General features: G+C 71.2%; 20 protein-coding genes. 13 read left to right on the forward strand and 7 right to left on the reverse strand.

What is annotated here, in order from left to right:
* Nucleotides 1–70: 70 nt before the first annotated feature.
* A complete protein-coding gene (locus ACZ3KP_RS31285; RefSeq protein WP_132886345.1) occupies nucleotides 71–283 on the forward strand; it encodes a hypothetical protein in 213 nt (70 codons plus the stop codon).
* 59 nt (nucleotides 284–342) lie between these two features.
* On the opposite strand, the gene ACZ3KP_RS31290 is transcribed toward ACZ3KP_RS31285, so the two are convergent.
* The 3 genes from ACZ3KP_RS31290 to ACZ3KP_RS31300 form a co-directional block, all read right to left on the reverse strand.
* Complete coding sequence (locus ACZ3KP_RS31290; protein ID WP_467503503.1) at nucleotides 343–1,419, reverse strand: S1C family serine protease; 1,077 nt, start codon at nucleotides 1,417–1,419, stop codon at nucleotides 343–345.
* A gap of 83 nt (nucleotides 1,420–1,502) precedes the next feature.
* Complete coding sequence (locus ACZ3KP_RS31295) at nucleotides 1,503–2,207, reverse strand: class I SAM-dependent methyltransferase (RefSeq protein WP_467503542.1); 705 nt, start codon at nucleotides 2,205–2,207, stop codon at nucleotides 1,503–1,505.
* A gap of 80 nt (nucleotides 2,208–2,287) precedes the next feature.
* Nucleotides 2,288–2,959: a DUF3043 domain-containing protein gene (locus ACZ3KP_RS31300; protein ID WP_358975954.1), complete on the reverse strand. Its 672-nt coding sequence runs from the start codon at nucleotides 2,957–2,959 to the stop codon at nucleotides 2,288–2,290.
* Between the two features lie 199 nt (nucleotides 2,960–3,158).
* Between ACZ3KP_RS31300 and ACZ3KP_RS31305 the strand changes: the two genes are divergently transcribed.
* From ACZ3KP_RS31305 to ACZ3KP_RS31330, 6 genes are all read left to right on the forward strand, one after another.
* Nucleotides 3,159–3,950 carry a PspA/IM30 family protein gene (locus ACZ3KP_RS31305; protein ID WP_401343941.1) on the forward strand — a complete coding sequence of 264 codons (792 nt, stop codon included), beginning with the start codon at nucleotides 3,159–3,161 and terminating at the stop codon, nucleotides 3,948–3,950.
* Nucleotides 3,951–3,978: 28 nt separating this feature from the next.
* The gene (pspAA, locus tag ACZ3KP_RS31310) at nucleotides 3,979–4,257 is read left to right on the forward strand and encodes a PspA-associated protein PspAA (protein WP_358976019.1); all 279 of its coding nucleotides are present in this window, start codon (nucleotides 3,979–3,981) and stop codon (nucleotides 4,255–4,257) included.
* Between the two features lie 119 nt (nucleotides 4,258–4,376).
* Entirely contained in the window at nucleotides 4,377–5,621 is a 1,245-nt protein-coding gene (locus ACZ3KP_RS31315; protein WP_467503505.1) for a sensor histidine kinase, read from the forward strand.
* The gene (locus tag ACZ3KP_RS31320; protein WP_358975946.1) at nucleotides 5,618–6,301 is read left to right on the forward strand and encodes a response regulator transcription factor; all 684 of its coding nucleotides are present in this window, start codon (nucleotides 5,618–5,620) and stop codon (nucleotides 6,299–6,301) included. The genes ACZ3KP_RS31315 and ACZ3KP_RS31320 overlap by 4 nt, the downstream gene beginning before the upstream one ends.
* A 182-nt stretch (nucleotides 6,302–6,483) precedes the next feature.
* On the forward strand, nucleotides 6,484–9,597 hold the full coding sequence (locus ACZ3KP_RS31325; protein WP_467503507.1) for an efflux RND transporter permease subunit: 3,114 nt from the start codon (nucleotides 6,484–6,486) through the stop codon (nucleotides 9,595–9,597).
* A 113-nt stretch (nucleotides 9,598–9,710) separates the two neighbouring features.
* Nucleotides 9,711–11,960 carry a protein kinase domain-containing protein gene (locus tag ACZ3KP_RS31330; RefSeq protein WP_467503508.1) on the forward strand — a complete coding sequence of 750 codons (2,250 nt, stop codon included), beginning with the start codon at nucleotides 9,711–9,713 and terminating at the stop codon, nucleotides 11,958–11,960.
* Nucleotides 11,961–11,975: 15 nt separating this feature from the next.
* Here ACZ3KP_RS31330 and nadA read toward each other — a convergent pair whose 3' ends face one another.
* Nucleotides 11,976–13,160, reverse strand: coding sequence for a quinolinate synthase NadA (nadA, locus tag ACZ3KP_RS31335; protein WP_467503510.1), 1,185 nt, complete (start codon nucleotides 13,158–13,160; stop codon nucleotides 11,976–11,978).
* Between the two features lie 240 nt (nucleotides 13,161–13,400).
* On the opposite strand from nadA, the gene ACZ3KP_RS31340 reads away from it, so the two are divergent.
* On the forward strand, nucleotides 13,401–13,757 hold the full coding sequence (locus ACZ3KP_RS31340; protein WP_030951236.1) for an iron-sulfur cluster assembly accessory protein: 357 nt from the start codon (nucleotides 13,401–13,403) through the stop codon (nucleotides 13,755–13,757).
* A 59-nt stretch (nucleotides 13,758–13,816) separates the two neighbouring features.
* Here the strand turns inward: ACZ3KP_RS31340 and ACZ3KP_RS31345 are convergent, their stop codons facing one another.
* Entirely contained in the window at nucleotides 13,817–15,781 is a 1,965-nt protein-coding gene (locus tag ACZ3KP_RS31345; protein ID WP_467503512.1) for a hypothetical protein, read from the reverse strand.
* A 119-nt stretch (nucleotides 15,782–15,900) separates the two neighbouring features.
* Nucleotides 15,901–16,110 (reverse strand): hypothetical protein, encoded by a 210-nt coding sequence (locus ACZ3KP_RS31350; protein ID WP_358975933.1) that lies wholly within the window; start codon nucleotides 16,108–16,110, stop codon nucleotides 15,901–15,903.
* A gap of 132 nt (nucleotides 16,111–16,242) precedes the next feature.
* On the opposite strand from ACZ3KP_RS31350, the gene ACZ3KP_RS31355 reads away from it, so the two are divergent.
* The gene (locus ACZ3KP_RS31355) at nucleotides 16,243–17,217 is read left to right on the forward strand and encodes a carbohydrate kinase family protein (protein ID WP_467503514.1); all 975 of its coding nucleotides are present in this window, start codon (nucleotides 16,243–16,245) and stop codon (nucleotides 17,215–17,217) included.
* Between the two features lie 48 nt (nucleotides 17,218–17,265).
* Here the strand turns inward: ACZ3KP_RS31355 and ACZ3KP_RS31360 are convergent, their stop codons facing one another.
* A complete protein-coding gene (locus ACZ3KP_RS31360; protein ID WP_467503516.1) occupies nucleotides 17,266–18,645 on the reverse strand; it encodes an aminotransferase class V-fold PLP-dependent enzyme in 1,380 nt (459 codons plus the stop codon).
* Nucleotides 18,646–18,941: 296 nt separating this feature from the next.
* On the opposite strand from ACZ3KP_RS31360, the gene ctaC reads away from it, so the two are divergent.
* From ctaC to ACZ3KP_RS31380, 4 genes are all read left to right on the forward strand, one after another.
* Nucleotides 18,942–19,901: an aa3-type cytochrome oxidase subunit II gene (gene ctaC, locus ACZ3KP_RS31365; protein WP_358975924.1), complete on the forward strand. Its 960-nt coding sequence runs from the start codon at nucleotides 18,942–18,944 to the stop codon at nucleotides 19,899–19,901.
* Entirely contained in the window at nucleotides 19,898–21,631 is a 1,734-nt protein-coding gene (gene ctaD, locus ACZ3KP_RS31370) for an aa3-type cytochrome oxidase subunit I (RefSeq protein ID WP_467503517.1), read from the forward strand. The genes ctaC and ctaD overlap by 4 nt, the downstream gene beginning before the upstream one ends.
* Nucleotides 21,628–22,026, forward strand: a complete 399-nt coding sequence (locus ACZ3KP_RS31375; protein ID WP_046727399.1) for a cytochrome c oxidase subunit 4 — start codon at nucleotides 21,628–21,630, stop codon at nucleotides 22,024–22,026. Before ctaD ends, ACZ3KP_RS31375 begins: the two co-directional genes overlap by 4 nt.
* Before the next feature lie 151 nt (nucleotides 22,027–22,177).
* The gene (locus ACZ3KP_RS31380) at nucleotides 22,178–23,437 is read left to right on the forward strand and encodes a L,D-transpeptidase (RefSeq protein ID WP_467503519.1); all 1,260 of its coding nucleotides are present in this window, start codon (nucleotides 22,178–22,180) and stop codon (nucleotides 23,435–23,437) included.
* Nucleotides 23,438–23,610: the final 173 nt, after the last annotated feature.

Consider the following 23,610-nt stretch of genomic DNA (forward strand, 5'->3'; position numbering starts at 1 on the left):
CTGCCCCCAACCAGCGGAGTTTTTCGCGGCGCCCTTATACGATGCCTCAGTTGGATCAAAGGAGGCCTGCATGACGGCATGGACATGGCGATTCGAGAAGGCCGACGGGACGGAGGTCCAGCCCGCGGTGGAGCCCGAGGAGTTCACCACCCAGGGCGACGCCGAGTCCTGGCTCGGCGAGCAGTGGAAGGACCTGCTGGCCGGCGGCGCCGACCAGGTGCGGCTCTACGAGGACGCCACCGAGATCTACGGCCCGATGAGCCTGCACGCGGACGAGGCCTGAGGACCCGTCCGTGCACGCCGGTCGGGGCGGCCGCGGTCGGCCGCCCCACCGTCGCCGCCTCACTGCTCGCCCAGCGTCACCTCCACCGTCCGCCCGGCGCCGTCCCGGGTGAATGTCACCGTCGTCCGCTGCCCCGGCCGGTCCGACGCGAGCGATTCGGCCAGTGAGGTGATCGTGGTGATGTCGTCGCCCCCCACCTTGGTGATGATGTCCCCGGGCCGGATGCCCGCCCTGTCGGCCGCGTCGCCCGGCTTCACGGTCACCACGGCCACCCCCGACGGCTGGTAGTTCACGTCGACGACCGTGCGCCCGGTGATGCCGAGCGCGGCCCGCCCCGAGTCGGTGACCTTGCCCTGCTTGATGATCTGGTCGGCGACCGTCTTGACCATCGAACCCGGGATGGCGAACCCGATCCCCGGCGCCGTGCTGCCCCCCAGGTCGGGATCGCTCGCGGCGAGCGTCGGGATGCCGATGACCTGGCCGTCCAGGTTGACCAGGGCGCCGCCGCTGTTGCCGGGGTTGATGGCGGCCGAGGTCTGCACCATGTTGGGGATGGTGGCGCCCGGACCGCCGGAGGGGTTCTCGCTGACGGTCCGTCCGGTCGCCGAGACGATGCCCTCGGTCACGCTGGACGACAGCCCGAGCGGTGAGCCCATCGCCAGCGTGATCTGCCCGACCTGGACCTTCTCGGTGTCCCCGAAGGAGGCCGCCCGCAGCCCCTTGGGGACCTTGTCGAGCCTGATGACCGCCAGATCCTGCTCGGGGTAGGAGTAGACGAGCGTCGCGGTGAGCGGTTCCTCGTTGTTGGCGGTCGTCACCTTGAACTTCTTCTCGTTCCCGACGACGTGCGCGTTGGTGACGATGTGTCCGTTCTCGTCGTAGACCACGCCCGAGCCCAGGTCGCTGGTCGCCTGGATCTGCACGACCGACGGCAGGACGTTCCTGATGACCTTCTGGTACTGGTTCTGCAGGTCGGCCGCCGCCAGCGGCACGGCCGCCGCGTGGGCGGCCCGGTCGGCCGAGGTCTCCTCGGTTCCGCCGCTCCCGAAGGCGGTGCACCCGGAGACGGGAACGAGACAGCAGCAGCCCAGCAGGGCGGCCGCACGGAGGGTCCGGCGGGCGGGGGAGACATCCATGCCCCGAGTCTCGCCGCGGCGCCCGGCGCCCGGCTCGCGCTGCTCGCCCGAACGGGCAAGCCGTGCTCGCCCGAACGAGAAGGTCAGCCGCGCACGCCGCACAGGTGCAGCAGCGCCGCCACCGAACGGTAGGGGTCCGTCCGCCCGGCCCGCTCCTCCGCCGCGAGCAGGGTCTCCACGTCGTCGGGGAGTCCGGCGCCGTCCGGGACGGTGTCCGTGAACACCCTTACCCCGTACCAGGAGTGCAGCGGCGCGCCGATCCCGGCGAGCGCGGCCGTCAGCGCGCTCAGCCGGTCGGCCCGGACGTCGAGCCCCAGCCGGTTGCGGTACGAGACGCAGTCGAAGGCGCCGAGCGCGCCCGCCCAGTCGCCGCTCAGGCCGGGGCGCATGGCGAGCGCGTCGGCATTGCGCACCAGCAGCGACAGCAGCCCGCCGGGGGCCAGCATCCGCGCGACACCGGCCAGCAGCGCGTCCGGTTCCTCGACGTACATCAGCACCCCGTGGCACAGCACCACGTCGAAGCTGCCCGGCAGGAAATGGACACCCGTGTCCCGCCCGTCCCCCTGGACGATCCGCACCCGGTCGCGGATCCCCTCCGGCTCACCGGCCAGGGCCTGCCGCGCGACCGCGATCATCGTCGGTTCCCGCTCCACGCCGGTCACCTGGTGGCCGGCCCGGGCCAGCCGCAGCGCCTGCGTGCCCTGCCCCATCCCCACGTCGAGCACCCGCAGCCGCTGCCCGACCGGGAACCGCCCGGCTATCTGCTCGTCGAGCTGCCGGGCGACCAGCTCCTGACGTACGACGTCACGCAGCGCTCCCAGGCCGCCCAGCCAGGCCTTCGCCGCGTCCTCGGAGAACGGCTCTGCGCTCAGGGCCGCTCTCCGCGCTTGACCTGCGGCTTGGGCAGCCGGAGCCGGCGCATCTGGAGGGAGCGCATCAGACCGTAGGCGACGGCGCCCTTCTTGTTCTGGTCCGGGAAGCGCTCGGCCAGCCGCTTGCGCAGCCGAAGACCGCTGACGGCCGCGTCGAGCACGATCAGCACGATCACCACGAGCCACAGCAGCAGCGCGATGTTCTTGATCGCCGTGTTGTTGACCACGCTCATGACCAGGATGACCACGGCCAGCGGCAGGAAGAACTCCGCCACGTTGAAGCGGGAGTCGACCCAGTCACGGGCGAACTTGCGGACCGGGCCCTTGTCACGGGCCGGCAGGTACCGCTCGTCACCGGTGGCCAGCGCCTGGCGCTGCCGCTCCATGGCGGTGCGCCGCTCGTCGCGCTGACGCCTGGCGGCGTCCTTGCGCGTCGTGGGCGTGTTGGCCACGCTGCGGCGCTGGGTCTGGGCCTCACTGCGCTTGGGCGTGGGCCTGCCCTTGGGGGCCTGCGGGTCACGGGGCTGCTTGGAGTCGGTCAGCGCCTTGTCGGCGGGGGCCTTCTCGTCCTTGGCACGGCTACGGAACACAAAACCCAAGGGTACGGGGTGTCGGGGTGTGGGCCCTAGTGCGGTGGGGAACGATCCGGCAACGCCAGTCGTCTCCATTGGGGACAGACGGGACGTTGCAGACGGTTCACTCCGGGGGGCACCTACTACCTCTGCCGGAGCGGGTCCGACCGCAGTCGTCCTTGGGGATGAGCGCATCGGTCCCCGAACAGTGCGGTAATGGATGCAGGGCCCGTACTGTGGGTTCTGTTGCAGGATCGGTGAGCCGGAGTCCGTCAGAAGGGGGCGCGCGAAGCCCATGAGCGGTGTCATGAAGCGTATGGGGATGATCTTCCGCGCGAAGGCGAACAAGGCCCTGGACAGGGCCGAGGACCCGCGCGAGACCCTTGACTACTCGTACCAGAAACAGCTCGAACTGCTTCAGAAGGTGCGCCGTGGCGTGGCCGACGTCGCCACCTCCCGCAAGCGCCTCGAACTCCAGCTGAACCAGCTCCAGCAGCAGTCCTCCAAGCTGGAGGACCAGGGCCGCAAGGCGCTCGCGCTCGGCCGTGAGGACCTCGCCCGCGAGGCGCTGTCCCGGCGCGCCGCCCTCCAGCAGCAGGTGACCGACCTGGAGACCCAGCACGCCACGCTCCAGGGCGAGGAGGAGAAGCTCACGCTGGCGGCGCAGCGCCTCCAGGCCAAGGTGGACGCCTTCCGCACGAAGAAGGAGACCATCAAGGCCACCTACACCGCCGCCCAGGCCCAGACCCGCATCGGCGAGGCCTTCTCCGGGATCTCCGAGGAGATGGGCGACGTCGGCCTGGCCATCCAGCGCGCCGAGGACAAGACCCAGCAGCTCCAGGCCCGCGCCGGCGCCATCGACGAGCTGCTCGCCTCCGGGGCGCTCGACGACCCGACCGGCATGGCCAAGGACGACATCGCGGCCGAGCTGGACCGGCTCTCCGGTGGTACGGATGTGGAGCTGGAACTGCAGCGCATGAAGGCCGAGCTCGCCGGAGGTTCGCCCCAGCAGGCGATCGAGGGCGGCACCGGCCAGGGGCAGCAGGCGCAGCAGCCGCAGGACACCCCGCGCTTCGACAAGCAGTAGCCGACGCCTGGAGGGCGACATGGCCGACATGGTCGTGAGGATCATGGGGGAGGGGCAGGTGAGGCTGGCCGACAGCCACCTCGCCGAGCTGAACAGGCTGGACGACGAGCTCCTGGCGGAGACGGAGTCCGGCGACGAGGCAGCCTTCCGCCGCACCCTGGGCGCCCTCCTCGACAAGGTCCGGGACCTGGGCGAACCGCTCCCGCCGGACGCCCTGGAACCCTCCGACCTCATCCTCCCGTCCCCGGACGCCACCCTGGCCGAGGTCCGGGCCCTGCTCCGGGACGACGGCCTGATCCCGGGCTGACGGCCTGATCCCGGGCTGACGCCGGTCCGGCTCTCCTCGGGCGGGTGGGAGGCCGGGCGGGCCGCGGTGGGGCGAGGCGGCGGTTCCGGGCTGTGGGAAGCCGACGTACCGTTCAGACCGTGAGCACCTTCGACCGGGCCCGTTGCAGAGCGGAATCCCACCCCCTCGCGCTGGACGCGGCCGTCGCCGCAGGCGTCCTCGTGTGCATGGTCGCGGGCTCCCTCGTCGTCCCGCACGGGGCACACGGGGTGCGGTGGGGCATCCGCACCCCCGACCCGCTCAGCCTCGTCCTGATGACACTCGCCGCCGCTGCCCTGGTGCTGCGCCGGCACGCCCCGAAGGCGGTGCTCGCCTTCACCGGCGCCGCCTCCGTCGTCGAGTGCGTCACCGGCGACCCCCGCGCCCCCGTCGCGATGGCGGCCGTGGTCGCCCTCTTCACGGTCGCCGCGCGCACCGACCGCCGCACCACCCTGCGGGCCGGCCTGCTCACCATGATCGTGCTGACCACCGCCGCGATGGCCGCCGGCCCCCTCCCGTGGTACGCCCAGGAGAATCTCGCGATCTTCGCCTGGACCGGCATCGGCGCCACCGCGGGCGACGCCGTGCGCAGCAGACGCGCCGTCGTCCAGGCCATCCGGGAGCGCGCCGAACGCGCGGAGCGGACCCGCGAGGAGGAGGCCCGCCGCCGGGTCGCCGAGGAGCGCCTGCGGATCGCCCGCGACCTGCACGACGTCGTCGCCCACCACATCGCCCTGGTCAACGTGCAGGCGGGGGTGGCCGCACACGTCATGGACAAGCGTCCCGACCAGGCCAAGGAGGCCCTCGCCCACGTCCGCGAGGCCAGCCGCTCCGCGCTGAACGAACTGCGCGCCACCGTCGGCCTGCTCCGCCAGTCCGGCGACCCCGAGGCCCCCACCGAACCCGCCCCCGGCCTGCACGTCCTCGAAGAGCTCGCCGACACCTTCCGCAACGCCGGCCTGCAGGTCGAGGTCGCCCGCGCCGACCAGGGCACCACCCTGCCCGCCGCCGTCGACCTGGCCGCCTACCGGATCGTCCAGGAGGCCCTGACCAACGTGCGGAAGCACGCGGGCCCCGACGCCAAGGCCGAGGTCAGCGTCGTCCGCGTCGGCCCGGCGATCGAGGTCACCGTCCTCGACGACGGCTCCGGCGAGAAGGCCGTCGCCGAGGACGGCGGCGGCCACGGCCTGCTCGGCATGCGCGAGCGGGTCACCGCCGTGGGCGGCACCCTCACCACCGGTCCCCGTTACGGCGGCGGTTTCCGTGTCCATGCGATCCTGCCGGTCAAGGCCGACACAAACGACCGTGCGAACCGCCGTACGGGCGCTCTGGGGGATTCCGTATGACGATCCGTGTCCTGCTCGCCGACGACCAGGCACTGCTGCGCAGCGCGTTCCGCGTCCTCGTCGACTCCGAGCCCGACATGGAGGTGGTCGGCGAGGCCTCCGACGGCGCCGAGGCGGTGCTGCTGACCAGGGAACGGCAGGCCGACGTCGTCCTGATGGACATTCGGATGCCGGGCACCGACGGCCTCGCCGCCACCCGGCTGATCAGCGCAGACCCCGCCCTCGCCCAGGTCCGGGTGGTCATCCTGACCACCTTCGAGGTCGACGACTACGTCGTGCAGGCGCTGCGCGCGGGCGCCTCGGGGTTCCTCGGCAAGGGCAGCGAGCCCGAGGAACTGCTCAGTGCCATCCGGGTCGCCGCCGGCGGCGAGGCGCTGCTCTCCCCGACGGCCACCAAGGGCCTGATCGCCCGCTTCCTCGCCCAGGGCGACGCGGGCGACGAGGGCCGCGACCCCGCCCGTGCGCGACGCCTCGACGCACTCACCGGACGGGAGCGCGAGGTCCTCGTCCAGGTCGCCGGCGGGCACTCCAACGACGAGATCGCCGAACGCCTGGAGGTCAGCCCGCTGACCGTGAAGACGCACGTCAACCGGGCCATGGCCAAGCTGGGCGCGCGGGACCGGGCGCAGCTCGTGGTGATCGCGTACGAGTCGGGGCTGGTCCGTCCGCGGATGGAGTGATCTCCACCCGGGTGTACTGCGGGCGGAGTAGGCGCCGGATCGGGGAACGGCACCCTGGGCCTACGTGACCGGGCCCGCGCATGGGCGAGGGTGGTGCGGTGGGCGCTCACAGGTGCCCCCTTCGACGCTCACAGCAGCTCGTCCGCCGCTCACAGCGGCTCGTCGGAAAGAGACCACGACCCATGTCCTGGCTGTCCAGATTCAGCCTCGCGCAGCGGGCCCTGATAGGCCTCGTGTCACTGATCGCGCTCGTCTTCGGGGCGATCGCCGTCCCCCAGATCAAGCAGCAGCTGCTGCCCACCATCTCCCTGCCCATGGTGTCCGTGATCGCCCCCTACCAGGGAGCGGCCCCGGACGTCGTCGAGAAGCAGATCGTCGAGCCGATCGAGAACAACCTCGAAGGCGTCGACGGCGTCACCGGCGTCACCTCCACCGCGAGCGAGGGCAACGCCGTGATCATGGCGTCCTTCGACTACGGCAGCGACACCAAGCAGCTGGTGGCCGACGTCCAGCTGGCCGTCAACCGCGCCCGGCTCCCGGACTCCGTCGACCCGCAGGTCGTCTCCGGCTCCACCGACGACATGCCGACCGTGGTCCTCGCCGTCACCTCCGGCAGGGACCAGCAGGCGCTCGCCGACCAGCTCGACAGGACGGTCGTGCCGGAGCTGAAGGACATCGACGGGGTGGGCCGCGTCCAGGTCACCGGCGTCCGGGACGTCCAGGTCACCGTCACGCCCAGCGACGCGAAGCTGGCGCGGGCCGGACTCACCCCCGCCGCCCTCGCCCAGTCGCTCCAGGCGGCCGGCGCGACCGTCGCGGCCGGTTCCTTCACCGAGGACGGCGCCAACCGCACCGTCCAGGTCGGCGGCGGTCTCACCTCGCTGCGCCAGATCGAGGACCTGATGGTCACCGGGCAGGGCGTCCGGAAGCCCGTGCGCCTCGGCGACGTGGCCACGGTGCGCGAGCAGGAGGCCCCGGCCGACTCCATCACCCGCACCGACGGCCGTCCCAGCCTCGCCGTGAACGTCACCATGGACCACGACGGCAGCGCGGTCTCCATCTCGAACGCGGTCAAGGACAAGCTCCCGAAACTCCGTCAGGACCTCGGCTCCGGCGCCACCGTCACGGTCGTCAGCGACCAGGGCCCCGCGGTCTCCAAGTCCATCAAGGGCCTCACCACCGAGGGCGCCCTCGGACTGCTCTTCGCGGTCCTGGTCATCCTGGTCTTCCTGGCGTCGGTCCGCTCGACCCTCGTCACGGCGGTGTCCATCCCGCTCTCCGTCGTCCTCGCGCTGATCGTGCTGTGGACCCGGGGCCTGTCCCTGAACATGCTCACCCTCGGCGCGCTCACCATCGCCATCGGCCGGGTCGTCGACGACTCGATCGTGGTCCTGGAGAACATCAAGCGCCACCTCGGCTACGGCGAGGAGCGCCAGGCCGCCATCCTCGGCGCGGTCCGCGAGGTGGCCGGCGCGGTCACCTCCTCCACCCTCACCACGGTCGCCGTCTTCCTGCCGATCGGCCTGGTCGGCGGCATGGTGGGCGCCCTGTTCGGCTCGTTCAGCATCACGGTGACGGCGGCGCTGTTGGCGTCCCTCGTGGTGTCGCTGACGGTCGTGCCCGTCCTGTCGTACTGGTTCCTGCGCGCGCCCAAGGGCACCCCCGAGGACGCCGAGCAAGCCCGCCGCGAGGCCGAGGAGAAGGAGGCGAACAGCCGCCTGCAGCGGGCGTACGTCCCGGTCCTGCGCTTCGCGACCCGGCGCCGTCTCACCAGCGTGCTGATCGCGGTGGCCGTCCTGGTCCTCACGTTCGGCATGTCCGGGCTGCTGAAGACCAACTTCTTCGACCAGGGCGACCAGGAGGTCCTCACCGTCAAGCAGGAGCTGGCGCCCGGCACCGGCCTTGCGGCGACCGACGCGCAGGCGAAGAAGGTCGAGAAGCTGCTCGCCTCCATCGACGGCGTCAAGGACTACCAGGTCACCGTGGGCTCGTCCGGCTTCATGGCGGCCTTCGGCGGCGGCACCGACACCAACCAGGCGTCGTACTCGGTGATGCTGGACGACGCGAAGTCGTACGACCGGGTGCAGAAGGCCGTCGAGGACGGGCTGCACAGGCTCCCGGGCGTCGGTACGACCACGGTGTCGGCCGGTGACGGCTTCGGCAGCCAGGACCTGAGCGTCGTCGTGAAGGCGGCCGACCCGGACGTGCTGCGCACGGCCTCCGAGCAGGTCCGCGGCGCGGTCGCCCGGCTGGACGACGTCACCGACGTCACCAGCGACCTGTCCACGAGCGTGCCGCGGATCTCGGTGAAGGCGAACTCCAGGGCGGCCGCGGCCGGTTTCGACGACCAGACGCTGGGCGCCGCCGTCACCCAGGCGGTCAGGGGCACCACGGCCGCGAAGGCGACCCTCGACAACACCGAGCGGGACGTCGTCGTGAAGTCCGCGAAGCCGGCCGAGACCCTCGCCCAGCTGCGCGCCCTCCGGCTGGGCCCGGTGCGGCTCGGCGACATCGCCACCGTCGAGCTGGCGGCCGGGCCGGTGTCGCTGACCCGCATCGACGGGCAGCGCGCCGCGACCATCACCGCCAAGCCGACCGGTGACAACACGGGCGCGGTCAGCGCCGAACTCCAGTCGAAGATCAAGGCGCTGAAGCTCCCGGCGGGCGCCACGGCCTCGATCGGCGGCGTCACCTCCGACCAGGACAGCGCGTTCAAGAACCTGGGCCTGGCGATGCTGGCGGCGATCGCGATCGTCTTCATGCTGCTGGTCGCGACCTTCCGTTCGCTGGTCCAGCCGCTGATCCTGCTGGTCTCCATCCCGTTCGCGGCGACCGGCGCGCTCGGCCTGCTGGTCGTCACCGGCACCCCGATGGGCGTGCCCGCGATGATCGGCATGCTGATGCTGATCGGCATCGTGGTGACCAACGCGATCGTGCTGATCGACCTCATCAACCAGTACCGCGAACGGGGGTACGGCGTGGTCGAGGCCGTCGTCGAGGGCGGCCGGCACCGGCTGCGCCCGATCCTGATGACCGCCCTGGCGACCATCTTCGCCCTGCTCCCGATGGCTCTCGGGGTCACCGGCGAGGGCGGCTTCATCGCCCAGCCGCTCGCGGTGGTCGTGATCGGCGGTCTGATCACCTCCACCCTGCTGACGCTGCTGCTGGTGCCGACGCTGTACGCGATGCTCGAACTGCGCAGGGAGCGCCGGGCCGGGAAGCGGGCCGCGAAGAAGGGCCTGCCGTCCGAGGGGTCCGCCCCGGCGGCCGAGGAGCCGCAGCCCGCAGCCGTATGACGGTCCCGTGACCGGCGGCCGTACCCGGAACACCACCGGGTACGGCCGTCGGCGCGGTGTCGGTTCCGTATGCTGACGCATCGAACGGTCATGCGGCGAGGAGGAGTTCGAGCGTGCCGCTGCGCAAGGACGACCCGAGGTCCGTCGGCGGTTACAAGCTGGTCGACCGGCTCGGGTCCGGGGGCATGGGCGCCGTCTACCGGGGGCGGTCGCGCTCCGGACGCGAGGTCGCCGTCAAGGTGGTGCACGCCCAGTACGCCGAGGACCCCGTCTTCCGCTCGCGGTTCCGGCAGGAGGTCGAGGCCGCCCGCCGGGTGAGCGGCGCCTTCACCGCACCCGTCGTGGACGCCGACCCCGAGGCCGCCCGGCCCTGGATGGCCACCCAGTACGTGGCCGGGCGCTCGCTGGCCGACCGGCTGCGCGAGAGCGGCCCGCTGCGCGACGCCGAACTGCGGCGGCTGGCCCTCGGGTTGGTGGAGGCGCTGCGCGACATCCACCGGGCCGGGGTGGTGCACCGGGACCTCAAACCGGCCAACGTGCTGATCGCGCAGGACGGCCCCCGCGTCATCGACTTCGGCATCTCCCGCGCCGCCGAGAACCACCAGACCCTCACCGAGACCGGCCAGATGATCGGCACCCCGCCGTTCATGTCCCCGGAGCAGCTCACCGACGCCCGCACCGTCGGTCCCGCATCGGACGTCTTCTCGCTCGGCGCGCTGCTGGTGTACTGCGTCACCGGGCACGGCCCCTTCGACGCCGACAGCCCCTATCTGACCGCCTACCGGGTGGTCCACCACGAGCCCGTGCTCGACGGCGTGGCCGGCCCGCTGCGCACGGTCCTGGAGCGCTGTCTGCACAAGGAGGCCGCCCGGCGACCCCGACTGGACGAGCTGGCACAGGAGTTGGCGGACGTCCTGCCCGGACCGGCGGCGGACGACCCGGCGGTGCCCGAGACGACGGCGGACGACCCGGGCACCGTGGGCCCGCGCGGCGGGGGCCGGGCACCCGGAGCGGAGACCGGCACCGGCTCCGGCCGCCGCCGGGAGCGGGGCCGGGGCCGTCGTGTCCGCTGGGCGGCGGTCGGCACGGTGGGCGCGCTGACCCTGGGCCTGCTGGGGTACATCCGGTTCGGACCGGGCTTCCCGGACACCCCCCGGACCGCGAGCTCCGCCACGGCCTCCCGCTGGACGGCGCCCCCAGCCGGCTGGCGGCCCTGGGGGACCACGGTGTTCAAGCCGGCGGACCGGGGAGAGGTCAAGGCGCTGGACGGCGCGCCGCGGGACAGCCAGTCCGCGTGCCTGAGCCAGGGCGACGCCGTCTACTGCGGGGGCGACGGGGTCCTGCCGGTCCGGCTGGACGGCCGGACCGGCAGGACGGCCTGGCGGGCCTCACTGGCACCGCCCGGTACCGACTACGCCGAGTACCACTCCTCGGTCCTCGGCGCCTACGACGGCGTCGTCGTGGTCCACGAGACCGTCGCCGAGCAGGGCGCCGCGAGCGACCCGGCCCACGTCGTCGCCCTGGACGCGGCGAGCGGCGACGAACTGTGGACCCGCAGGACCCACGACGACAACGCCGGCCTGGTCATGTCGGGCGACGTGGTCCTGACCGCCGAGAGCGACGGCCGGACGGTGACGGCCCGCGTCGCCCGCACGGGCGAGGCACGCTGGACCATGAGCCTGCCCGCCCGCACCTACTGCACGTTCGTGTCGGCCGGCACCGGCCTGTACGCCGAGTGCTACCCCACGGAGCAGAACGCGAAGTACGCCACCATTCTCCAGCTGGACCGCACCGACGGAACGGTCCTGGCGCGTCAGCAGGTCCCCTTCGAGAGCGGCTTCCTCGGCCTGCTCGACGGCCACCCGGCCCTGGTCCTGGCCGCCGACGGGAGCGGCTCGGTGTCCCTGGCGGACTCCACGTTCTCCCGGATCCTCCTGACGGACCCGACGACCGGCGGCCGGTCGACGACGAAGCTCGCGAGGACGTACGAGGGTTCGGTGACGCTGGCCTCCGACACGCTGTGGATCACGGCCCCGAACGGCCAGGTCACGGCGGTGTCCCCGCGGACCGGCAAAGAACTCTGGCACACCCGCACCAGCGTGGAGAACTCCGGTTCCCCGACCTACGACCCCCGCACCCGCACCCTGTACCTGGCCAGCCCCAGCGGCCGGGTGGCCGCCGTGGACACCCGCGAGGGCACGCTTCTGTGGCAGACCGACCCCCGGGTGCAACGCGCCGCGACGGGCGGCGCCGCCGATCCCCAGGCGCTGCTCTACGGCGGCGCGCTGACCGTCGTGACCCCCGACGGCACCCTGTTCAGCCTCGATCCCGCGCACCCCGAGCGGAAGTCCGGCTCGGGGTGACCCGCGGGGAGGCGGCTACGGCAGCGCCAGCATCCGCTCCAGCGCCAGCTTGGCGAACCTCTCCGTCTCCTTGCCGACCTCGATCCGGTTGACCAGGTTGCCCTCGGCCAGCGACTCCAGGGTCCACACGAGGTGGGGGAGGTCGATGCGGTTCATGGTCGAGCAGAAGCAGACCGTCTTGTCGAGGAAGACGATCTCCTTCCCCTCCGGGGCGAAACGGTTCGCGAGCCGGCGGACCAGGTTCAGCTCGGTGCCGATCGCCCACTTGGAACCGGCGGGCGCGGCCTCCAGCGCCTTGATGATGTACTCCGTCGAGCCGACGTGGTCGGCGGCGGCGACCACCTCGTGCCGGCACTCCGGGTGGACCAGCACATTGACACCCGGGATGCGCGCGCGCACGTCGTTGACCGAGTCCAGCGAGAAACGGCCGTGCACCGAGCAGTGGCCGCGCCACAGGATCATCTTCGCGTCGCGCAGCTGGTCGGCGGTGAGGCCGCCGTTCGGTTTGTGCGGGTTGTAGACGACGCAGTCCTCCAGGGACATGCCCATGTCCCGCACCGCCGTGTTCCGGCCCAGGTGCTGGTCGGGCAGGAACAGCACCTTCTCGCCCTGTTCGAACGCCCACTCAAGGGCCCGCTGTGCGTTCGACGAGGTGCAGATGGTGCCGCCGTGCCTGCCCGTGAACGCCTTGATGTCCGCGGAGGAGTTCATGTACGACACGGGGACCACCTGCTCGGCGATCCCGGCCTCGGTCAGCACGTCCCAGCACTCGGCGACCTGCTCGGCGGTCGCCATGTCGGCCATGGAGCAGCCGGCGGCGAGGTCGGGCAGGACCACCTTCTGGTCGTCCGACGTCAGGATGTCGGCGGACTCGGCCATGAAGTGCACACCGCAGAACACGATGTACTCGGCCTCCGGGCGGGCGGCCGCGTCCCGGGCCAGCTTGAAGGAGTCGCCTGTGACGTCGGCGAACTGGATGACCTCGTCGCGCTGGTAGTGGTGGCCGAGCACGAAGACCTTGTCGCCGAGCTTCTCCTTGGCCGCGCGGGCGCGGGCGACCAGGTCCGGGTCGGACGGCGAGGGCAGGTCGCCGGGACACTCGACACCCCGCTCGCTCCTCGGGTCGGCCTCACGGCCGAGCAGCAGCAGGGCGAGCGGAGACGGCTGTACGTCGAGCTCCGGGATCTGGGCGGTGGTCACGGCACGCACCCTTTCTACTTTTCGTCTTTCTGACGTTATCTATCATAACTGCTTCACGTCACTTTGACGACGGCCATAGCGTCGATGTGACATCAATCCCGGTGCCGCACATGTGCGAGCATGAAGAGGTAGAGAAAAAGCGAGAACGCGAGAACGCGAACGCCGGCCCGGAATGAATCAGCGGACCCGCCGGTTGCACTCGTCGGCAAGCAGTCTCCGTACAACCCGGGAGAGATGTAGATGTCCGTATCGGACGAGACCAGCACCGCCACCGACGGCATCATCCTGAGTGACGCCGCCGCGGCCAAGGTCAAGGCCCTGCTCGACCAGGAAGGGCGCGACGACCTCGCCCTGCGTGTCGCCGTCCAGCCCGGTGGCTGCTCCGGCCTGCGTTACCAGCTCTTCTTCGACGAGCGGTCCCTCGACGGCGACGTCGTCAAGGACTTCGGCGGCGTCAAGGTCGTCACCGACCGGATGAGCGCCCCGTACCTGGGTGGCGCGTCGATCGACTTCGTCGACACCATCGAGAAGCAGGGCTTCACGATCGACAACCCGAACGCGACGGGCTCCTGCGCCTGCGGCGACTCCTTCAGCTGAGCCGACGGGCGGACGGACGAAGGCGGCGGCCCCTTCCGGGCCGCCGCCTTCGGGCGTTCTCAGCCCAGCTGCGGGTCCAGCGTCGTCGGCCGCTCCTTCGGCACGGCCCTGCCGTCCGTGCCGACCACCTTCCGGCCGTCCAGCGGCGCCTCCAGACGCACCGCCCGGTGGTACTGCTTGGCGATCATCACGCAGACCTTGTCCGGCCACGGGGTCGCCGTGACCTTCACCACGACCTGCGCCGAGCCCTCGTCCGCCGTCACCCTGTAGTCGGCGCACACCCCGCCGGTGAAGGCCACCACCAGCTCGCGGCCGTCCGTGGTGTAGCCGTCGGCCTTCACGTCCCTCGGCGCGGCACTGGCGCTCGCCGAGGGGGTGGCCGCGGACGCCAGGTACTTCGGGTCCACCGCCGGATAGGTGACCGTGTAGGTGTCCGCCGCCCCCGCGCCGCGCACCTGGAACAGCCATGACGGCACCAGCGCCTGCCGGCCGGCCACCGACTGCGCGGCCAGCCCGAACACCGCCTTCTCGACCACCGCCGGGGAGGCGGACGGCGTCGACGCGGCGCAGGGCTGCTCCAGCCGGTCCTTCGGCGGTACGGAACCGGCGCAGCCGCCGATGCCCATCCGGTGCCCGGTGCCGGGCGCCGCGTTCAGCAGCGCGAGCGTCCTGGCCGCGCCCAGCACCGGATACGTGTCGCCCTTGACCGGCGCCGCCAGCATCCCGTTGCCGCCGACCAGCTCGCCCTGCCTGCCGACGGTCAGCCCGGTCGTCCAGCCGTACGTCGGCAGCCCGCCGACCACCGGATCGACCCTCACCACCCGCTGCGCGCCCATCACCTGGCTCGTGTCCAGCTTCGCCGCGTCCTCGCCCAGCGCCTTCAGCACCGGGGCCGCCGCCTTCTCCGCCACGGCGGGGCCCACCGGGGTACCGGCCGGTGACACCGGATCCTTGACGCAGGTCACGGTGGACGCGCAGTCGTCGGTGCCGGGGGCGTAGTGGCTGTACGTCCACAGGCCCGGGGCGGCCCTGTTCACCTGGAGGGACCCGCCGGAGCCGTCGTGGTCGGTGCCGACCTTCCACACCTGTCCCTCGGCCACCGGGGTCCCGGTGATGCCGAGCGCCTTCGCCAGCGCGGCCACCCGGTCCTTGGAGACCTCGCCGGACGGCTGGTACACGGCGGCGGAGGCGGGCCCGCCGGGGAGTGTGCCGCCGGCGCGGTAGGTCACGCCGTACGGGTTGGGCTCGCCGGGGGCTATGCCGTTGCCGCCGGCGGAGTGGCCGTCCAGGGCGAGCGCCGGGGGAGTGCCGCCGCCGGCGGCCCCCGCGCCGCTGCCGGAGCCGCCGCCCGCTACGAGGTAGGCGCTTCCGCCGCCGACCAGGAGTACGGCGGCGGCCACGGAGGCGACGACGAGCGCGGCCGACCGACGCCGGACGGGCCGCCCGTCACCGTCCCCCTCGAAACGAGGGACCAGCTGCGCCTCGGACACCGCCCCGACACCGCGACCCCCGTCCTCCGCCGGCACGACGACGCCCGCCTCGTCCTCCGGACGGGCTACGGGGGTGGTGGCGGTTTCGGGTGCTGCTTCGGTGTTCGGGTCGGCCGCGGGGGTGGGGGCCGCTTCTGCCTCTCCGTCGTCAGCTGGCCCATCGTTCGGGCCGGGTGCGGGGGCGGAGGGCGTCTCCCGCTCTGTGGCGGCTGCTTTCGTCTTCGGGTCGGCGACGGTTCGCGGGTCCGTGACGTGTGCTTCGGCCTCGGGACGCGCTGCCGGGTCGGAGGCGGTTTCCGGCTCTGTGGCGGCTGCTTTCGTCTTCGGGCCGGGCGTGGGGTCGGCGGCGGTTTTCGGGCCCGTGACGTGTGCTTCGGCTTCGGCACAAGCCGTGGGAGCGGGGGTCGTGTCCGCTTCCGTGACGGCTGCTTCCGTCTTCGGGCCGGGCGCGGGGGCGGCGCCCTTCGGCTCCGGCGTCTCGGGTGCTGCGCCCGCGGCCGCGTCCTCGTCGTTCTCGGGTCGCTCGCTCTTCACCGCATCGCTCCTTGCCGTGTCGTATCCCGCCTCCCCTGCACGGGGGACGGCGATGGGACGCGGAAGGGGGGCGCGCGGTTCCCTGGGAACGCGCCGGGCGGAACCTGGCGGAGCGCCGCCTAGTCGCCGTAGTCGGACATCGCGTCCAGCAGCCTGGCGGACTTCTTCGGCACGACCACCCCGTGGATGAGCGACGGCGGCACCGGCCGGGCATCGCCGTGCTCAGGAACCACCCAGTGCGGGGCCATCCGCGCGCAGTCCCCCCGCAGCGACGCCAGGTCGCCGTCGAGGTCGGCCGGAGCGGGGGCATGGACCTTGAGGTTCGTCATGACGGCACCGTATGCACGGCAGAGGCCGCGAAGAAAGATCTACTATCGGGTAGTTTTGGCACCTTCAGACCGCCCCCGCCGACCCGGTAGCGTTAACTGTCAATCACGCCTCCCCTCAGGAGAGTCCCAGCCGTGCGCATCGCAGTCACCGGCTCCATCGCCACCGACCACCTCATGACCTTCCCCGGCCGCTTCGCGGACCAGTTGGTCGCGGACCAGTTGCACACGGTCTCGCTGTCCTTCCTGGTCGACAACCTGGACGTGCGCCGGGGCGGTGTCGGCGCGAACATCGCGTTCGGCATGGGACAGCTCGGCACCCGGCCGATCCTGGTCGGCGCGGCGGGCTTCGACTTCGACGACTACCGGGCCTGGCTCGACCGGCACGGCGTCGACACGGAGTCCGTCCGCATCTCGGAGACCCTGCACACCGCGCGTTTCGTGTGCACGACCGACGCCGACCACAACCAGATCGGCTCCTTCTACACGGGCGCGATGAGCGAGGCCCGGCAGATCGAGCTCAAGACCGTCGCCGACCGGGTCGGCGGCCTCGACCTGGTCCTGATCGGCGCGGACGACCCCGAGGGGATGCTCCGCCACACGGAGGAGTGCCGCGCCCGCGCGATCCCGTTCGCGGCGGACTTCTCCCAGCAGATCGCCCGGATGGACGGCGACGAGATCCGGATACTGCTGGAGGGCGCGACGTACCTCTTCTCCAACGAGTACGAGAAGGGGCTGATCGAGACCAAGACCGGCTGGACCGACGAGGAGATCCTCGCGAAGGTCGGCCACCGCATCACCACGCTCGGCGCGCGCGGGGTGCGGATCGAGCGGGTCGGCGAGGAGGCGATCGAGGTCGGCTGCCCCGACGAGGAGCGCAAGGCCGACCCGACGGGCGTGGGCGACGCGTTCCGCGCGGGGTTCCTGTCGGGACTCGCGTGGGGGGTCTCGCTGGAGCGGGCGGCGCAGGTGGGGTGCATGCTGGCGACGCTCGTCATCGAGACGGTGGGTACGCAGGAGTACCAGTTGCGCCGGGGGCACTTCATGGAGCGGTTCACCAAGGCGTACGGGGACGAGGCGGCCGAAGAGGTCCACAGGCACCTGGTCTGAGTCACGGGTGCCGCCGCGTGGGCGCCGGTCGCGCCCACGCGGCGGCGCTCAGGCCACCCGGCGCACGAGGTAGGCCGTTCCTTTCTCCGCGGGTTCCTCACCGACGTACTCCTGGCCCCGCATCTCGCACCACGCCGGGATGTCGAGTCGGGCCGCCTCGTCGTCGGACAGGACCCGCACCCGGCCGCCCACCGGCACGGTCCCGATGACCTTCGCCAGCTCGATGACCGGGATCGGGCAGCGCTTGCCGAGTGAGTCGACGATCAGGTCCTCCGCCTGCCGCACGACCGTCGCCGGCGTCGGGGCGCCCAGCTTCTCCCGCACCCCCGCCACCGCCCCCGGCAGCACCTCCAGGAACCGCTCCACGTCCGCCTCCGCCGCACCCGTCGGCAGCGACACCCGTACGTTCCCCTCGCTCAGGACGCCCATCGCCTTGAGGACATGGCTCGGTGTCAGGGTGCTGCTCGTGCAGGACGACCCCGAAGACACCGAGAAGCCCTCCCGGTCCAGCTCGTGGAGCAGTGTCTCGCCGTCGACGTAGAGACAGGAGAAGGTGACGATCCCGGGCAGCCGCCGCTCCGCGTCCCCCACCACCTCCACGTCCGGCACCGACTCCGCCACCCGCGCCCGGATCCGCGCCGTCAGTTCCCGCAGCCGTACGGCCTCCTGCTCGGCCTCCGCCCGCACGGCCCGCAGTGACGCCGCCGCCGCGACGATCGCCGGCAGGTTCTCGAAGCCGGGCGCCCGCCCCGACTCCCGTTCGTCCGAAGCCCCTTGGACGGCGAACCGCACGCCCTTGCGTACGACGAGCAGCCCCACCCCGGCCGGCCCGCCCCACTTGTGCGCACTCGCCGCGAGCAGCGACCAGTCACCCTCCACCCGCCCCCACCCCAGCGACTGCGCCGCGTCCACCAGCAACGGCACCCCGGCCGCCCGGCACGCCTCGGCCACCTCCGCCACCGGCTGCACGGTGCCCACCTCGTGGTTGGCCGACTGGAGACAGGCGAGCGCGGTGTCCGGGCGCAGTGCGGACGCGTAGGCACCGGCGTCCACCGCTCCCGTCCGCCCCACCGGCACCCGGGTCACGGCTCCGTCCTCCGCCTCCCACACCTCTGCCGCATGGAGGACGGAGGAGTGTTCGACGGCTGACACGATCAGGTGGCGTCCCGTCCGGCGGCGACCGGCCAACGCCCCGGCGATGCCGGTGTGGACGGCCCGCGTACCCGAAGAGGTGAACGTCAGCTCGTCCGGCCGGCAGCCCACGGCCTCGGCCGCCGCCTCCCGCGCCGCGTCCAGCAGCATCCGCGCCTTGCGGCCTTCGCGGTAGAGACGGGAAGGGTCGGCCCAGCCGTCGTCCAGGGCGGCCAACAGTGCCTGCCGGGCGACGGGATGGAGCGGGGCGGCCGATGCGGCGTCGAAGTAGGACACACCGCAACGGTAGAACGTGCTCAGCGGCAGCCGGCCGCGCGACCAGCCGCCACACACCCCGCACCCGCACCCGCGCACGCGCACGAAACCGCACAACCCGAGCCATTGGGCGCCCAATCCCACCCTTAAGGAGTGAGTGGCGGCGCGTATGCCCCCCTCCCCGCGAACCCCCGAAGGGCGTCGGCTAGGGTTTGGTCCGCATAAACATCCAAACCCCTGCCCGACGCAGGGCGGCGACCGACCAGCGAGAAGGCCGCAGCCGAACCGCGCGGGCGAGACTCTCGGGAAGGCGCTACGTGAGTCCCAACGGCTCCGACCGCTCGCCGCGGCGCCCGATGCGGCGGAAGCTGCTGCAGGCAATGACCGCGGGCCTGGTCCTTGCGACCGCTACCGGTTGCACATACAAGGACTTCCCCCGCCTTGGTATGCCCACCCCGACCACGGAAGAGGCTCCGCGGATCCTCTCCCTGTGGCAGGGGTCCTGGGCCGCCGCGCTCGCCGTCGGCGTGCTGGTGTGGGGTCTGATCATCTGGAGCGCCATCTTCCACCGGCGCAGCCGCACCAAGATCGAGGTTCCGGCCCAGACCCGGTACAACATGCCGATCGAGGCCCTGTACACGGTGGTCCCGATCATCATCATCTCGGTGCTGTTCTACTTCACCGCGCGCGATGAGACGAAGCTCCTGAGCCTCAGCAAGAAGCCCGACGTCACGGTCAACGTGGTCGGCTTCCAGTGGAGCTGGGGCTTCAACTACATCACGCCCGTCGACGGTGTCACCGGGGACGCGAAGACCGACGCGAACCTGGACGCGATCCCCGACCGGTTCAAGAAGGACTTCCCGGCCGCCGCCGGCGGTGTCTACGACGTCGGTACGCCGGGTACCAGGAACCCGCAGACCGGCAACCCCGGTCCGACGCTCTGGCTCCCCGAGGGTGAGACCGTCCGCTTCGTCCTGACCTCGCGTGACGTCATCCACTCCTTCTGGGTGGTGCCGTTCCTGATGAAGATGGACGTCATCCCGGGCCACACCAACTCGTTCCAGGTGACCCCGAACCAGCAGGGCACCTTCCTCGGCAAGTGCGCCGAGCTCTGCGGCGTCGACCACTCCCGGATGCTGTTCAACGTGAAGGTCGTCTCCCCCGAGCGGTACCAGCAGCACCTCAAGGACCTCGCCAAGAAGGGGCAGACCGGTTACATTCCCGCCGGCATCGCGCAGACGAGCCACGAGAAGAACCGGGAGACGAACAACCTGTGAGCATCCTCAACGAACCCCAGGGTGCCGCGGCAGCTGAAGGCTCTTACGCAGATGAGCTGCCGGTCAGGCGCAAGCAGCCCGGCAACGTGGTCATCAAGTGGCTCACCACCACCGACCACAAGACCATCGGAACGCTGTATCTGGTCACGTCGTTCGCGTTCTTCCTGATCGGTGGAGTGATGGCGCTGCTCATGCGCGCCGAACTCGCTCGCCCCGGTCTGCAGATCATGTCGAACGAGCAGTTCAACCAGGCGTTCACGATGCACGGCACGATCATGCTGCTGATGTTCGCGACGCCGCTGTTCGCCGGCTTCACGAACTGGATCATGCCGCTCCAGATCGGCGCGCCGGACGTCGCCTTCCCGCGGCTGAACATGTTCGCCTACTGGCTCTACCTGTTCGGCTCGACGATCGCCGTCGGTGGCTTCCTCACCCCGCAGGGCGCGGCCGACTTCGGCTGGTTCGCCTACTCCCCGCTGTCGGACGCGGTCCGCTCGCCGGGCCTCGGCGCCGACATGTGGATCATGGGTCTGGCCTTCTCCGGCTTCGGCACCATCCTCGGCGCGGTCAACTTCATCACCACGATCATCTGCATGCGTGCGCCGGGCATGACCATGTTCCGCATGCCGATCTTCGTGTGGAACGTGCTGCTGACCGCCGTCCTGGTCCTGCTCGCCTTCCCCGTCCTCGCCGCCGCGCTCTTCGCGCTGGAGGCGGATCGGAAATTCGGGGCACACGTCTTCGACGCGGCGAACGGCGGAGCGCTGCTGTGGCAGCACCTCTTCTGGTTCTTCGGACACCCCGAGGTGTACATCATCGCGCTGCCGTTCTTCGGCATCATCTCCGAGGTCATCCCGGTCTTCTCCCGCAAGCCGATGTTCGGCTACATGGGCCTGATCGCGGCCACCATCGCGATCGCCGGTCTGTCCGTGACGGTGTGGGCCCACCACATGTACGTCACCGGCGGTGTGCTGCTGCCGTTCTTCTCCTTCATGACCTTCCTGATCGCGGTACCGACCGGTGTGAAGTTCTTCAACTGGATCGGCACCATGTGGAAGGGGTCGCTGTCCTTCGAGACCCCGATGCTCTGGGCCACCGGCTTCCTGATCACCTTCACCTTCGGTGGTCTGACCGGTGTCATCCTGGCCTCGCCCCCGATGGACTTCCACGTCTCCGACTCGTACTTCGTGGTGGCCCACTTCCACTACGTGGTGTTCGGTACGGTCGTCTTCGCGATGTTCTCCGGCTTCCACTTCTGGTGGCCGAAGATGACGGGCAAGATGCTCGACGAGCGGCTCGGCAAGATCACCTTCTGGACGCTGTTCATCGGCTTCCACGGCACCTTCCTGGTCCAGCACTGGCTGGGCGCCGAGGGCATGCCGCGCCGGTACGCCGACTACCTCGCGGCCGACGGCTTCACCACCCTGAACACGATCTCGTCGATCAGCTCCTTCCTGCTCGGCCTGTCGATCCTGCCGTTCCTCTACAACGTGTGGAAGACGGCCAAGTACGGCAAGAAGGTCGAGGTCGACGACCCGTGGGGTTACGGCCGTTCGCTGGAGTGGGCGACCTCCTGCCCGCCGCCGCGGCACAACTTCCTCACCCTGCCGCGGATCCGCAGCGAATCCCCGGCGTTCGACCTGCACCACCCTGAGATCGCCGCCCTGGAGCAGCTGGAGCACGGCCACGTCGCCGCCGCTGTCGCGGGCAGCAAGGAGGCCGGCAAGTGAAGATCCAGGGCCGCATGTTCGTGTGGCTGAGCGTCTTCGTCCTCGCCATGGCGATCGTCTATGGCGTGTGGTCGAAGGAGGCGGCCGGTACCACGGCACTCTTCATGGCCTTCGGCCTGTGCATCATGATCGGCTTCTACCTGGGCTTCACGGCCTCGCGGGTGGACGCCGGTGCCCAGGACAACAAGGAGGCCGACGTCGCGGACGAGGCCGGCGAGGTGGGCTTCTTCAGCCCGCACAGCTGGCAGCCCCTCGCCCTCGGTGTCGGTGGCGCGCTGGCCTTCCTCGGTGTCGCCGTCGGCTGGTGGCTGCTGTACTTCTCGGCGCCCATCATCATGATCGGCCTCTTCGGCTGGGTGTTCGAGTACTACCGCGGTGAGAACCGCACCCAGTAAGCACGCGCCGAGCGCACCGGGAGCCCGGATCCTCCGTCAGGAGGGTCCGGGCTCCCGCTCTTTCCGGCGGCTCCCGCCTTCGGCGCAGCGCCCGTCCCCCGTCCGGGTCAGCCACCGCGCCGAGCCGGAGAACATCTCATAGCGTGACCATATGAGTCTTTCTCCGTGCGCCCGTACCGTCGCCGGCTGCGCCCTGCTGGTGACCGCCCTCGGCGCGGGCGTCACCGCCTGCAGCTCGGACGGCAACCCGCTGTCGGCCAAGCCGTACGACGCGGCGGACCAGGTCTCCTTCAACACCCCCACCGAGAAGGGGAAGCAGGCCGACCCCGACAAGCCCCTCGAGGTGGTCGCCAGGAGCGACGACGACCGGATCACGGACGTCACCGCCCAGGACGCCACGGGTCGCCATGTGGCGGGCGAACTCGACGCCGACGGGCACCGCTGGCACAGCACCTCCCCGCTGGCCGCCAACGCCCACTACACGGTCCAGGTCAGCACCGAGGACGACGACGGCGCGCCCGGCCGCGAGGTCCTCACCTTCGACACCAGCAAACCCACCACCCAGCAACGGTTGAAGGTCACCTTCGGACCCAAGGACGGCGAGTACGGCGTGGGCCAGCCCGTCACCGCCCAACTCGACCACGCGGTGAAGGACAAGGCCCAGCGCGCCGTCGTCGAGCGCGCCCTGCGGGTCGACTCCGTGCCCGCCGTGCAGGGCTCCTGGTACTGGGTGAGCGACAAGGAACTCCACTACCGGCCCAAGGACTACTGGCCCGCCCACGCCACCATCCAGGTGCACAGCAACCTGGACGGCGTCCGGATCAGCGACCGCCTGTGGGGCGGCGCGGCCAAGCCCCTGAAACTCACCACCGGCGACAAGATCCTCGCCCTCACGGACGCGTCCGCCCACCAGATGACGGTGTACCGGAACGACAAGGAGATCGACCAGATCCCCGTCACCACCGGCAAACCGGGCTACGAGACCCGCAACGGCGTCAAGGTCGTCCTGGAGAAGCAGTACTTCGTACGCATGCGCGGCACCACGGTCGGCATCGCCGAGGGCACCTCGGACTCGTACGACCTCCCGGTCTACTACGCCACCCGGGTCACCTGGTCGGGCGAGTACGTGCACGCCGCGCCCTGGTCGGTGGGGTCCCAGGGGTACGCGAACGTCAGCCACGGCTGCACCGGCATGAGCACCTCGAACGCCGAGTGGTTCTTCGACAACGTCCGCCCGGGAGACCTGGTGAAGGTCGTCAACTCCAACGGCGAGGAGATGGAGCACTTCGGCAACGGCTTCGGCGACTGGAACATCACCTGGAAGGACTGGACCAAGGGCAGCGCCCTCGTCAACGGCACCCCGTCCACCCCACCGGTGGACGCGGCGAGGGTCCAGCCCGCGGCATTGTGACGCGCCCCGAAGGGACGCGGGGCGGTAGTCGATATGCGGCTACCGCCGCGTGCGCGCGAACGGCCCCCACCGGCCTGCGCTCGCGCACGGAAGCCGCGCCCCACCCCCTCCTAGGCACTGTCGTCACATTCCCGCCTGCCCCGCGACGCCATGCACGCTCCCCCAGCCTCCGG

It is taken from the genome of Streptomyces sp. NPDC020958 (genome assembly GCF_055562175.1).

Excerpts from the sequence above, each read along its gene's own strand:
- ACZ3KP_RS31320 (WP_358975946.1), top strand. The coding sequence starts at position 5,618 with ATGACGATCCGTGTCCTGCTCGCCGACGACCAGGCACTGCTGCGCAGC.
- ACZ3KP_RS31305 (WP_401343941.1), top strand. The coding sequence starts at position 3,159 with ATGAGCGGTGTCATGAAGCGTATGGGGATGATCTTCCGCGCGAAGGCG.
- ACZ3KP_RS31285 (WP_132886345.1), top strand. The coding sequence starts at position 71 with ATGACGGCATGGACATGGCGATTCGAGAAGGCCGACGGGACGGAGGTC.
- ACZ3KP_RS31290 (WP_467503503.1), bottom strand. The coding sequence starts at position 1,419 with ATGGATGTCTCCCCCGCCCGCCGGACCCTCCGTGCGGCCGCCCTGCTG.
- ACZ3KP_RS31350 (WP_358975933.1), bottom strand. The coding sequence starts at position 16,110 with ATGACGAACCTCAAGGTCCATGCCCCCGCTCCGGCCGACCTCGACGGC.
- ACZ3KP_RS31300 (WP_358975954.1), bottom strand. The coding sequence starts at position 2,959 with ATGGAGACGACTGGCGTTGCCGGATCGTTCCCCACCGCACTAGGGCCC.
- ACZ3KP_RS31340 (WP_030951236.1), top strand. The coding sequence starts at position 13,401 with ATGTCCGTATCGGACGAGACCAGCACCGCCACCGACGGCATCATCCTG.
- pspAA (WP_358976019.1), top strand. The coding sequence starts at position 3,979 with ATGGTCGTGAGGATCATGGGGGAGGGGCAGGTGAGGCTGGCCGACAGC.
- ACZ3KP_RS31380 (WP_467503519.1), top strand. The coding sequence starts at position 22,178 with ATGAGTCTTTCTCCGTGCGCCCGTACCGTCGCCGGCTGCGCCCTGCTG.
- ACZ3KP_RS31325 (WP_467503507.1), top strand. The coding sequence starts at position 6,484 with ATGTCCTGGCTGTCCAGATTCAGCCTCGCGCAGCGGGCCCTGATAGGC.